A 10,627-nucleotide genomic window follows, 5' to 3' on the forward strand; every position below is an offset into this window, starting at 1 on the left:
GGCCCCCTCCTCGCGGAGGGGGCCTTCGGCAACCGGGTGACTGATGGGAATTGAACCCACGACAACCGGGACCACAACCCGGTGCTCTGCCAACTGAGCTACAGCCACCATGCCTTCCGCACCCGGTCGATCGCCCCGGGCGGGGTGCGGACCAATAATAGCCCCACCCCCGCCCGCCGCGTCCAGCGGGTTCTCCGCCCCGAAATCAGAGTTGGGCGGCGATCGCCTTGGCGGTCTCCACGTCGGGGCCGGGCAGCGGCACGAAGAGGGTCCGCCGGTAGTACTCCAGCTCGCGGATGCTCTCCCGGATGTCGGCCAGTGCCCGGTGCGCGAGCCCCTTCTGCGGCTGGCCGAAGTACACCCGCGGGTACCAGCGGCGGCACAGCTCCTTGATCGAGGAGACGTCGATCATCCGGTAGTGCAGGTGCGCGTCGAGGCGCGGCATGTCCCGGGCGATGAAGCCCCGGTCGGTGGCGATCGAGTTGCCGCACAGCGGCGCGGTGCGCGGGTCCTTGACGTGGCTGGCGACGTAGTCGAGGACCATGTCCTCCGCCTCGGCCAGGGTCACCGTCGAGCGCCGGACCTCCTCGGTCAGCCCCGACTTGCCGTGCATCGTGCGGACGATCTCCGGCATCGCCTCCAGCGCCGCCTCGTCGGCGTGGATCACCACGTCGACACCCTCCCCGAGCACGTTGAGATCGGGATCGGTGACGAGCGCGGCGACCTCGATCAGCTTGTCCCTGCCGAGGTCCAACCCGGTCATCTCACAGTCGATCCAGACGAGAAGATCAGCCACCGGCCCAGACTACGCGCAGCCCCGCCGGCCGCGCGCCCGCGCACCGTGGCGCGACCCGACCGCTAGGGTTTCCCCGTGCCAGCCGAACCCGCCGCACCGCCCGCCGTCACCGACGACGACCCGGGCGGCCGTACGGTCCGTCGGCTCGCCGCCGTGCTGGCACTGGCCGCCGTGCTGCCGGCGCTCTACCTGCCCGGGCTGGTGCACGACTTCTTCGACCTGAAGATCTACATGCGGGCGATGGACTGGTGGGCGGCCGGCAACCCGCTCTACGACTACGTCCAGCCCGACCGGGTGCAGGGCGAGCTCTACTTCACCTACCCGCCGTTCAGCGCGCTGCTGCTGCGCCCGTTCGCGTTGCTGCCGCTGGGCGCCACCGTGACGATCTTCACGATCCTGACCGCGCTCGCGGTGGTGGTCACCACCCGTTGGCTGTCGGCGCCGGTGATCGCCCGGCACGGCCTGCCCCGTGTGTTCACCCTCACGGTGGCGGTCCTGCTCGTGCTGGCCGTGGAGAGCACCCGGGAGACGATCACCTTCGGTCAGATCAACATGCTGCTGGTCGTGCTGATCCTGGCCGACCTGCTCTTCGCCGTACCCCGGGCGGCTCGGTGGGCCGGCGTGGGTGTCGGGCTGGCGACGGCGCTCAAGCTCTTCCCGGGCATCTTCATCGTCTACCTGCTGGCCACCCGACGGTGGCGGGCGGCGGCGGTGGCGAGCGCGACGGCCGCCGCCGCGACCCTGCTCGCCGCGGCGGTCGCGCCGCGTGACTCGTGGCGGTTCTGGACCCACGAGCTGTGGGCGACCGACCGGGTCGGCCGCACCGACTACACCGGCAACCAGTCGCTGTTCGGGCTGCTCAGTCGCATCACCGCCCCGGAGAAGCCGGACCGGATGCTCTGGCTGCTGCTGGTCGCGGTCGTCGCCGGGTACGGGCTGTGGCGGGCGGCGCGGGCCGCCCGGGCGGGGGACCCGCTCACCGGGCTCGCCCTCACCGGGCTGGTCGGCGCGCTGGTCAGCCCCATCACCTGGACCCACCACATCTACTGGTTCATCCCCGCGGTGGTGGTGCTGGCGGACGCGGCGATGAGCGCCGACCCCGGCACCGGCGAGGGCCTCCGCCGCCGGAACGGGCTGGCCGCGCTCGCCGTCGGCACGACCGCCCTGATCGTGTACGGCGTGGTGACCTTCTACGACTGGGGCGTCGCCCCGGTGCGCACCGACTCGCCGGGCGAGTTCCTGGTGCGCAACACGTACGTGCTGCTGAGCCTGCTGCTGCTGGTGGCGCTGCCGGTCGGGCGCCGGGCCGGGAAGTCACACCAAATGGACAGTCTTCCCGAGTAGCCCCCTTCACCGCTAATCTGGTCACAACTACCTCAGGTGTCTCTCGGGTAGCACCGATCCCCCGGTGAAGGTGGCCCTCCGCGTCGGCAGCGCGGAGGGCCACTCGCCGTCCGGGTCGCCCGGGCAGGTCAGCGCGCGGCGTCCGGGGAATCCGGGGCCGCCGGTTAGGCCGGGGTGGCAGGGGATTCTGGGGCCGCCGGGGTATCCGGGGCGGCCGGGAAATCCGCGGTGGGCGGGGAGTCCGCCGTGGTCGGGGGGTCCGGGCGGGGCCGGCCCTCCGTCGGGGCCGGCGCGGCCGTCGCCTCGGCAACGGCCGGCGGCCAGGCCAGGCTGAGGGTCACCTCGGGCGGGCGGACCGCCGGATCGCCGCCGGCGAGGTCGGCGAGCGTCGCGGGGCGGCGCGCGGGCACCGGCCCGATGGCGGTCCGGGACGGCGCGGGGCCGGCGCCGACCGAGGCGAGCTGACGCCCGACGACCCGGGACCGGTCGCTGTCCCGGGTCGGCTGGGCGCCCAGTCCGCTGAGCGAGGTCACGCCGAGCCTCCCGGCCAGCACCGGCACCTGGTCCGGTTCGACCACGAAGACCACCTCGCGCGGGCGTACCGGGCGCAACAGGAGCAGCACGGCGAGCACCACCGCCAGCACCCCGCCGGCCAGCAGGCCCGCGGTCGCCGGGGCGGTCCAGCCGGCCCGCAGCCCGGCGCGCAGCTCCAGGGTCAGGTCGGCCCGCCCGTCGGGGCGCAGCACCACCAGGCTCAGCCGCCGGTCGGCCAGCTCCTGCGGGGACCACTCCAGCGTGCCGATCCCCTCGCGTACCCAGAAGGGCTGACCGATCGGCGTGACGGCCGGTGTGGAGCCGGCGGCCGGTGTGGCGGGCTCCAGCCGGACCGGCAGCGGGCCCCGGGCCAGGGCCACCCGGCGGATCTCGGCGTGCGGCACCGGGTCGAGCCAGCGCCGCACCTCGTCGGCGGGGGCCAGCCCGACGAAGGCCGGGCCGTCGGCCGTGCGGGCGTCCAGCCGGAGCCGGGCCTGCCCGACCCGGGCGAACGGCGCCTCCGCGCGCAGCAGCTCGTCGAGGTCCCGGACAACCACCGCGTGCCCGGGGGTGTGCACGGTCTCGAACCGGGCGCTGAAGGCGCCTGCCGGGTCGGCGTGCCGGGTGAGCATCCCGAGCACCCCGCCGGCGAGCAGCGCCGGAATCCCGATGGTCAGCAGCAGCACTCCGCCGAGCGCCCGCACGAACCGCATTCGCCTCGTCCCCCTCCGTAGCCGGATACCCGGCCGACCTTACCGACGAGGACCGACTGATCAGCGGATATCCACGGCACCGGCCCGGAAAGCCGCCGGCCCGCCGGGTACGCCGACGGGCCGGTGGAGGGTGCGGGAGGGGCTCACGCCTTCGGCGCGGGCTCCCGCCGGCTCCGCGCGAAGGCGAGACCGCCGAGCAACAGGCCCCCCGCCCCGGCGACCAGGCCGGCGATGCCGAGCCCGGTGGCCAGGCCGACGCCCTCGGCGTCGTCATCGTCGTCGGCCTGCGCCGGGGCGGCGCCGCCGGTGGGGGCGGCCGACGGCGAGGCCGCGGTGAGGGTGAGCACCGGGGCCGGGCTCTCCGGCTCCTCCCCGCCGGGGGTCGGCTCCTCGATCCAGCGCTGCACGTTGCCGTCGGAGTAGGTCTGCAGCGTCTTGAAGACCATCGTGTCGACCTGCGGCAGCGGACCCATCGAGACCGGGAACTCCTGGAACTCGCCGGGCTTGACCCCGGCGTTTCCGGTCGCCGTCCAGGTGAGCTTGGCGACGACCTCGGTGAGCTGGCTGCCGTGCACCTCGACCGGCGGGTCGACCTTGCGCTTCTCCACCGCCACCGTCCAGCCGGGCACCGGCATGGTCGACACGGAGCCCACCGGCGCGTTCTCGGGCAGCACCACCTCCACCTTGGTCGTGGAGGCGGTGTCGCTCTCGTTGGGCACCCGGAAGGCGAACCGGCCGTAGCCGCCCTGGGTCGCCTCCTGCGGGTTGACCGAAACGTGGGCGGAGGCGGGCGCCGCGAAGCCGAGGACGGCGGTGGCGACGGCGCCGAGCGCCAGGGCGGCTGCGGCGGCTGCGGTACGCCGGAGACGGATCATCTGGGAGCCTTCCTGTTACCTGATCGGCACGGTGGCGGTCACCGTGGCCTGGTCGATGTCGGACGTGCGGACGGTCACGCGCAACTGCCACTCCCCCGCCGCCGGCAGGTTGATCTCGCCGGTGGCGTGGTTGTCGGTCAGCGGCAGCAGCGGGACCTCGATCGCTTCGATCCCGGCCGACGGCAGGGCCGCCGTGGCGCGCCACTCCACCACCGGCTGTGGCCGGTTGTCCTTCGTGTACGCGTAGAAGTGCACGGTGTTGTTGCCCCGCTCGGCCGGGTCCAGCTCCACCTGGAGGGAGTAGATCGGGCTGGACAGCGTCGTGGAGAAGTAACCGGGGGAACCGCCGGTCACGTCGGAGCCGGCGGTGCGGGCCGGGGTGGTCTGCACCAGGACGGCGGTCAGGCCGAGCACCACGGCGGTGATCGCCAACTCCGCCCAGACCGCCCGCCGCATCGGCGCCGGCCGCCCGGCCGCCGTGCGGCGCACCAACTGCCGGGAGTACGCGGCCACCGCGATGACCAGCGCGAACAGCCCGATCTTGCCGAGCAGCAGCCGCCCGTAGGTGGTGTCGACCAGCGCGCCCGGCGTGGCGACCTCGATCAACGCCTGGACGGTGCCGGCGAGCAGCAGCGCCGAGACGGCCAGCGTCGCCCAGCGCGACCAGATCGGCAGGATCGCGCCCAGTTCCCGCTCGTCGGCCCGGCGCAGCAGGAAGGCGGCGAGCATCACCAGCCCGCCCAGCCAGACGGCCATGCTGCCCAGGTGGACCGCGTCGACGACGACGGAGACCGCCGGGGCGGGCGAGGCCGCCGGGTGCCCGGCCAGCGGCCAGGTCAGCAGGGCCGCCACCCCGAGGATGCCCAGGATCACCAGGTCGGCGCGGCCGACCGGCCCGGCCAGCAGCGGCCGGAGCAGGAACGCCGCCGCGGCCAGCAGGCCCAGCCGCACCAGATGCGCCGCGCCGAAGGTGCTGCCCAGCACCGCGCTGAGCCCCTCGCCGGTCACGTCGAACACGCCCCCGCCGGCGGTGTAGGGCACCTGGAGCAGGAGGTTCGCCACGGTGGAGAGCACCACCAGGCCGAGCCCGGCCCAGGCCAGCCGCGCCGGGCCCTGCCGGGGCAGCCGCCGGGGCCACAGCGCGGCGAGGACCATCGCCGGGCCGACGAGCAGCAGCAGGCCGGCGTAGCCGACGTACTTGGCGACCTTGACCGCGTTGCCGACCACCGGGTCGGCCCGGCTGTCGTCCCCGGTGTCGACCGGGGGCGTGGAGGGCGCGCCGACGGAGTAGGTGAACGCGCCGGAGACCGGATGGCTGTCGGCGGAGATCACCCGGTAGCTGACCAGGTAGGTGCCGCGCCCCCCGGCCGAGTCGACCGGGATCGTGACCACGCTGCCGGAGAAGCTCGGCTCGCCCCGATCGGCGCGGGAGCCGTCCGGCGCGATCACCCGGATCTTGCCCGGCACCTTGCGGACGGACTCGCTGAAGGTCAGCACCACCTCGGCCGGCCCGCTCGACACCACCGCCGAGGCGACCGGGCTGCTGCTCACCAGCACCGCGTGGGCGCTGGCGGGGCCGGCGGGGGCGATCAACAGGGCGACGACGGCGATCAGCAGGCCGACGGCGGCGGTCAGCCGGGCGAACCGGCGACGGTTGGCGACACTCATGCCGGTCATGCTCGCGGACCCGACCCGCCGGGCGCGAGTCCGACCGTGCGGAGCTGCCCGAGGCCCACCGGCCCGCGCGACTCCCTGCTCGGGCGTACGTGCCCGGGGCGGAGCGTGGTCAGCCATGCCGGGCCCGGAGTGACGTCGACACCGGGCTGCCGGACTCGCCGCCGACCCGGCCCAGCGCCCACAGCAGCCCCGCCTGCACCACGGCGGCCAGGTGGCCGACCTCGTGCACGAGGGCGGTGGTGGAGTTGGCGATGTCGACGGCGCTGGTGCCGGCCAGGCACACCGCCAGCACCAGCGCCACCGGCACGAACGCGCGGGCCCGCTCCGGCCGCCACGCGGCCAGCGCGAAGCCGACGGCCAGCGCCACGTCGAAGGAGGCCATCTCCCGGCTGGTGTGCGGGTCGACGGTCACGTCCAGCCCGGCCAGCAGCACCGGCAACGCGATCGACAACTGGGCGACGGCGGCGACCGCGACGGCGACCCGCAGCACCTGACGGCGGGCCCGCCGGGTCGCCTCCGGCGCGCGCCGGGCCGCGACCGGGTCGGCGGCGACCGCCGCGAGCACCGAGGCCGTCAGGTCGGGCACCGCCACCGCCCGCACCCGGGCCAGCCGGGTCACCTGCTCGGCCCGGGCCAGCCAGGCGCGGCAGCCGGGGCAACGCGCCGTGTGCGCGTCCAGCACCGCCGACGCCGCCTGCGGGTCCTCGCCGTCCAGCCGCGCCGACAGCGCCGTGCGTACGTCGTCGCAAGTCATGAGCGGGTAGTCGTGCGGCGAGCCGGAAAAGTTCCCGGCGTGGCGCAGGCCATGGAAGGGCCGAAGGACCCTGCCCCCTCCTGCCGTGCCGCGTAACCTGGGTTGTCGTGATCCCCGCCCCGCGCGACACCTCCGCCGTCGGTCCCACCGACGCCGCCGCCGCGCGCGAGTCGGCGACGGTGTGGGCGCTGGCCGCCCGCGACGGGGATCCCGTCGCCCAGGCCGCCTTCGTCCGGCTCACCCAGGCCGAGGTGTGGCGCTTCGCCGCCGCGCTGGTCGACCCGGACAGCGCCGACGACCTGACGCAGGAGACCTACCTGCGGGCGTTCCGGGGGCTGCCGGCGTTCGAGGGGCGGTCCAGCGCGCGGACCTGGCTGCTCGGCATCGCCCGGCGGGCCTGCGCCGACCACCTGCGCACGGTCGTGCGCCGCCGGCGGCTCGACGAGCGGCTCGCGGCCGACGCGGGGGCCAGCCGGTCGCACCCCGACCCCGCCGGCCAGCTCGGCGCCGCCGACCTGGTCCGCCGGCTCTCCGCCGAGCGGCGCGGGGCGTTCGTGCTCACCCAGCTGCTCGGCCTGTCGTACGCCGAGGCCGCCGCCGTGGAGGGGGTGCCGGTGGGCACCATCCGCTCCCGGGTGGCCCGGGCCCGCAACGACCTCGTCGAGGCGGTCGGCGACGCCCTCGCCGGATGAGCGGGAACGTGGCCGGGAACTTCCGTGGCGGACGCGACGTCCAATGATCGTGACCGCCCCCCGTACTCCGGCCGCCCGCTGGCCGGCCGTCCGCCCCTGGCTCGGCGTGGCCGCCCGGCTGGGCCTGGCCGCCGTCTGGCTGATCGCCGGCGGCAGCAAGGTCGGTGACCTGGCCGCCTCCGGTCGCGCCGTCAACGCGTACCAGGTCATGCCCTACGACGTCGCCACGGTGGTCGGCGCGGCGCTGCCCTTCGTGGAGCTGGCGTTGGGCGTGCTACTGCTCCTCGGGCTGGCCACCCGGCTGAGCGCCGCGGTCTCCGCGGCGCTGCTGGTGGTCTTCGTCGCCGGCATCGCCTCGGCCTGGAGCCGGGGCCTGGCGATCGACTGCGGCTGCTTCGGCAGCGGCGGCCAACTCGCCGAGGGGCAGGCGCCGAGCTACCTCCCGGAGATCCTCCGGGACCTGGGATTCCTGGCACTGGCCGGATTCCTGCTGATCTGGCCCCGCACGCCCGTCTCCGTGGACGGCTGGCTGACGGGGGACGTACCCGTGGAGGACGAGAATGAGTAGTCGCAAGGGGCAGAAGGGCGCCGCGCGGGTGGTCCGCGAACAGCTCGCCCGGGAGCAGCGGCGCAAGCGGACGCTCTGGGTCTCCGTGGCCGCCGTCGCCGTCCTGGTGATCGCCGGCCTCATCGGCTGGAGCGTCTACTCCAGCCAGCGCTCCGACGACTTCACCCCGCCGACCGGCGCGAACGAGGCCGGCACCGGCGTCGTCGCCGGCTCGGGCCCGGTCACCGTGGACGTCTACGAGGACTTCCTCTGCCCGGCCTGCAGGCAGTTCGAGCAGGTCAGCGGCCCGACGATCGACCAGCTCATCAGCGAGGGCAAGGTGCGGGTCGTCTACCACCCCGTGGCCTACCTCAACCGCTTCTCCACCACCCAGTACTCGACCCGGTCCTCGGCGGCCTCCGGCTGCGCGGCCGAGAGCGGCCGGTACCGGGAGTACGCCAAGGCACTGTTCGACCGGCAGCCGCCGGAGGGCGGCGCCGGGCTCAGCGACGACGAGCTGGTGGACATCGCGGCGGGCGCCGGCATCGACCGGGACGGGTTCGCCTCCTGCCTGCGGGAGGGCACCTTCAAGCCGTGGACGGAGCACGTGACCGACGAGGCCAGCAAGGCCGGCATCACCGGCACCCCGACCATCGTGGTCGACGGCCAGGAAGTCGCCGACCGCAGCCCGGAGGGGATCAAGGCGGCGGTGGAGGCGGCCGGCAAGTGATCCGTGACCTGCTGGCCCGCGCCGGCCTGGTGCTCGTCGCCGCGCTGGCCGCGGCGCTCGCGCTCGCCGGGCCGGCGGCCGCGCACGGGGCGGACGCCCCCGACGGCACCGACTACCGCACCGAGGTGACGGCGGTCACCCCGGCCCGGGAGGGGCTGAGCGTACGGGTGGTGGAGGCGGGCGCCCGGCTGGAGCTGACCAACACCGGCGACCAGGCCGTCGAGGTGGTCGGCTACTCCGGCGAGCCGTACCTGCGGGTGGGTCCCGACGGGGTGTACGAGAACGTCCGCTCCCCCGCGACGTACCTGAACCGGACCATCGCCGGGGACACCCGGCTGCCGGCCGAGGCGGACCCGGCCGCGCCGCCGGACTGGCGGCGGGTCGACGACTCGTCCACGGCGCGCTGGCACGACCAGCGGGCGCTCTGGCGCGAGTCGGCGCCGCCGCCGCAGGTGCGGGCCGCCCCCGACCGGGAGCACCGGGTGCGGGACTGGGTGGTGCCGCTGCGCGCCGGCGCCGAGCCGATGGAGATCCACGGCACCCTGGACTGGGTGCCGCCGCCGGACGCGTACGCCTGGTGGGTGGTCGCCACGGTCGGGCTGCTCGCGGTCGGCGCGCTGGGGCTGCTGCCGGCCGGATCGGCGCCGGGCGCGCGGGCGCTGGCCGGGCTCGGCGGGCTGTTGGTGCTCGGCGGGGTGGCCGCGGTGGCGTTCACCGTGGGCCGGGAGCTCGACGCCGGGGCGCGGGGCGTCGGCGGCCTGCTGACCGGCCTGCTCGGCGGGCAGGTGTGGGCGCTGCTGACCGGGCTCGGCGCGATCGCCGCCGGGGTGTACGCGCTGGCCCGACGGCCGGCCGCCGACTTCGCGCTGGCGCTGGCCGGCGCCTGCCTGGCGCTCTTCGCCGGGGTGGCGAACGCCGCGGTCTTCGCCCGCGCCGTCGCCCCCGTCCCGTGGCCGGCGACGGCGGCCCGGATCCTGGTCGCCGTCGTCCTGGTCACCGGCGTCGGCGCCGCGGCGGCCGGCGCCCTCCGCCTCCACGCCACCTCCCGCCGCCCCTCCCCCTCTCCCACCCCCGCCCCCACGGCGCCCCGCCCCTGACGACTCCGGGGCGGGGTGGGGGTCAGTGGGGCATCGCCAGCGTTTCCCCACGACCTCCCACGCCTCGGCGGTCCGTCCGCGCCCCGCGGGGTCTGCGCATTTCCCGTCCATCGCTGTTGCCGAATATCTGGCAACAGCGCTGGCATCGACCACCGTCCGCCGCACGGACGCCGGGCCGGAGCGCGTCGGACGCGGGCCGGAAGTACCGGACGCCGGGCGCGGTGCCGGCGCGTCGCCCGCGGCCGGCGGGCCGGCACCGGCGGTAGGGTCGTGACCATGACCGCGCCCGACCGCCTCTCCCCCGGTGACCCCGCCCCCGACTTCCGCCTGCCCACCGACACCGGCGAGACGCTCTCGCTGGCCGACCTGCGTGGCCGCAAGGTCGTGCTGTACGCCTACCCGGCGGCCATGACGCCCGGCTGCACCAAGCAGGCCTGCGACTTCCGCGACTCGCTCGCCTCGCTCCAGGCGGCCGGCTACGAGGTCGTCGGCATCTCGCCGGACAAGCCGGAGAAGCTGGCGAAGTTCCGCGAGCGCGACGCCATCACCTTCCCGCTGGTCGCGGACACCGACAAGTCGGTGCTGATCGCGTACGGCGCGTACGGCGAGAAGCAGTCGTACGGCCGGACGGTGACCGGCGTGATCCGCTCGACCTTCGTGATCGACGCCGACGGGAAGATCGAGCGCGCGCTCTACAACGTCAAGGCGACGGGCCACGTCGCCAAGCTGCGCCGCGACCTCGGGCTCGACTGAGTCCGGCCGCCCTCGACCGGGGGCGGGGGGGGGGGCGGCCCCCCCCCGCGGCGCCCCCCGCCGGGGGCGCCCGCCCCCCCCCCCCCACCCCGCCCCCGCGACACCCGCCACGGCC

The 10,627-nt window shown here is 75.6% G+C and carries 10 protein-coding genes, 1 tRNA gene and 1 pseudogene; 6 read left to right on the forward strand and 6 right to left on the reverse strand.

All coding sequences use genetic code 11. From position 1 onward, the window contains the following. Positions 1-35: 35 nt before the first annotated feature. Positions 36-108, reverse strand: a tRNA-His gene (locus AB0L34_RS30465). A gap of 97 nt (positions 109-205) precedes the next feature. Further along, positions 206-796 carry an oligoribonuclease gene (gene orn, locus AB0L34_RS30470; protein WP_357459106.1) on the reverse strand — a complete coding sequence of 197 codons (591 nt, stop codon included), beginning with the start codon at positions 794-796 and terminating at the stop codon, positions 206-208. 75 nt (positions 797-871) lie between these two features. On the opposite strand from orn, the gene AB0L34_RS30475 reads away from it, so the two are divergent. Then, a complete protein-coding gene (locus tag AB0L34_RS30475; protein ID WP_363708732.1) occupies positions 872-2,140 on the forward strand; it encodes a glycosyltransferase 87 family protein in 1,269 nt (422 codons plus the stop codon). 509 nt (positions 2,141-2,649) lie between these two features. On the opposite strand, the pseudogene AB0L34_RS30480 reads toward AB0L34_RS30475, so the two are convergent. From AB0L34_RS30480 to AB0L34_RS30495, 4 genes and pseudogenes are all read right to left on the reverse strand, one after another. Continuing rightward, positions 2,650-2,865 (reverse strand): annotated as a pseudogene (locus AB0L34_RS30480) (hypothetical protein); the annotation flags it as partial. 665 nt (positions 2,866-3,530) lie between these two features. Further along, entirely contained in the window at positions 3,531-4,262 is a 732-nt protein-coding gene (locus AB0L34_RS30485) for a YcnI family protein (RefSeq protein ID WP_363708734.1), read from the reverse strand. Between the two features lie 15 nt (positions 4,263-4,277). Continuing rightward, the gene (locus tag AB0L34_RS30490; protein ID WP_363708736.1) at positions 4,278-5,939 is read right to left on the reverse strand and encodes a copper resistance protein CopC; all 1,662 of its coding nucleotides are present in this window, start codon (positions 5,937-5,939) and stop codon (positions 4,278-4,280) included. Positions 5,940-6,048: 109 nt separating this feature from the next. After that, on the reverse strand, positions 6,049-6,693 hold the full coding sequence (locus AB0L34_RS30495) for a zf-HC2 domain-containing protein (protein ID WP_363708738.1): 645 nt from the start codon (positions 6,691-6,693) through the stop codon (positions 6,049-6,051). A gap of 107 nt (positions 6,694-6,800) precedes the next feature. Between AB0L34_RS30495 and AB0L34_RS30500 the strand changes: the two genes are divergently transcribed. The 5 genes from AB0L34_RS30500 (at position 6,801) to bcp (ending at position 10,512) form a co-directional block, all read left to right on the forward strand. Then, entirely contained in the window at positions 6,801-7,385 is a 585-nt protein-coding gene (locus AB0L34_RS30500; protein ID WP_363708741.1) for a sigma-70 family RNA polymerase sigma factor, read from the forward strand. 49 nt (positions 7,386-7,434) lie between these two features. Continuing rightward, a complete protein-coding gene (locus AB0L34_RS30505; protein WP_357459125.1) occupies positions 7,435-7,953 on the forward strand; it encodes a MauE/DoxX family redox-associated membrane protein in 519 nt (172 codons plus the stop codon). Continuing rightward, complete coding sequence (locus tag AB0L34_RS30510; protein WP_363708743.1) at positions 7,946-8,662, forward strand: thioredoxin domain-containing protein; 717 nt, start codon at positions 7,946-7,948, stop codon at positions 8,660-8,662. The genes AB0L34_RS30505 and AB0L34_RS30510 overlap by 8 nt, the downstream gene beginning before the upstream one ends. Beyond that, a complete protein-coding gene (locus AB0L34_RS30515) occupies positions 8,659-9,759 on the forward strand; it encodes a hypothetical protein (protein WP_363708745.1) in 1,101 nt (366 codons plus the stop codon). The genes AB0L34_RS30510 and AB0L34_RS30515 overlap by 4 nt, the downstream gene beginning before the upstream one ends. A 276-nt stretch (positions 9,760-10,035) precedes the next feature. After that, complete coding sequence (gene bcp / locus AB0L34_RS30520) at positions 10,036-10,512, forward strand: thioredoxin-dependent thiol peroxidase (RefSeq protein WP_350702826.1); 477 nt, start codon at positions 10,036-10,038, stop codon at positions 10,510-10,512. Positions 10,513-10,627: the final 115 nt, after the last annotated feature.

Source organism: Micromonospora sp. NPDC052213, assembly GCF_040679695.1.
Lineage (GTDB): Bacteria > Actinomycetota > Actinomycetes > Mycobacteriales > Micromonosporaceae > Micromonospora.

Coding starts and splice junctions, on each gene's coding strand:
- AB0L34_RS30485 (WP_363708734.1), bottom strand. CDS start 4,262: ATGATCCGTCTCCGGCGTACCGCAGCCGCCGCAGCCGCCCTGGCGCTC.
- AB0L34_RS30490 (WP_363708736.1), bottom strand. CDS start 5,939: ATGACCGGCATGAGTGTCGCCAACCGTCGCCGGTTCGCCCGGCTGACC.
- AB0L34_RS30495 (WP_363708738.1), bottom strand. CDS start 6,693: ATGACTTGCGACGACGTACGCACGGCGCTGTCGGCGCGGCTGGACGGC.
- AB0L34_RS30510 (WP_363708743.1), top strand. CDS start 7,946: ATGAGTAGTCGCAAGGGGCAGAAGGGCGCCGCGCGGGTGGTCCGCGAA.
- bcp (WP_350702826.1), top strand. CDS start 10,036: ATGACCGCGCCCGACCGCCTCTCCCCCGGTGACCCCGCCCCCGACTTC.